Genomic DNA, 695 nt, shown 5'->3' with positions numbered 1-695 from the left:
CACCGTCGAAATTACTTGCTTCATCTGATGCGTTGACGCTTCCCTAACGGGAAGAATGTTAATTAAAAAGAAAGGCTCTGGCCGAGGTTCCGGCAGGATTTTGTGCGGGCCTCTTGACGTGGGGAGTCATACCAACGCCTTTAGCTGCGGCGAGCGATAGCGAGTCCAGCCCCGGGGCCTTTTCCGGGGCGAGGCAGGCTAAACTTGTTAGCTGATTTAATTTTCGGACCAATCCCATTTTACTATTTTGGATTGATACCCTGTACCAATGGTACTGCAGCTTTTAGCTAAGACTTGTTTATTTTTTACTGACCATACATGTTCTTGGCAAGGAGGCAAAAACATCAGCTCTATTACTCCATAACCCGCCCAACTAATTAAGCCAGTAGCTGCTGCACTTAAAGCGATACCAGAACCCAAAGCTTTTTCGCCCCATAGATTTTCCGTACTTTGGGGCTCTCCCCAAAGGCTTTTAGCATCATCTAATGGAATGCTAATTCGTGGTTCAGAGAATAAACCATCCTGAGGTTGTAACTCGATATGCTGACTTTGTAGTTCACTTAAACTTTTGCCGTAATCGTAATCTCCAATTTCGGTCTTTACCATTGAACTACAACCTGACAATAAGGCTAAAACTGCAATAACAAATATGTGCTTCAATTTAACTCCTTTTTTACAGCTAACGCCTGCAGTTG

At 44.2% G+C, this 695-nt stretch carries 1 protein-coding gene; it reads right to left on the bottom strand.

The genetic code is table 11. The annotated features are described in order from the left end of the window. Nucleotides 1-216: 216 nt before the first annotated feature. Nucleotides 217-695, bottom strand: a 479-nt coding sequence (locus tag A3735_RS21550) for a hypothetical protein (protein ID WP_231882618.1), incomplete at its 5' end; no start/stop codon positions are given.

It is taken from the genome of Oleiphilus sp. HI0061 (genome assembly GCF_001635675.1).
The sequence above is the reverse complement of the archived record's forward strand: the minus strand, read 5'-3'. Positions and strand labels throughout refer to the sequence as shown.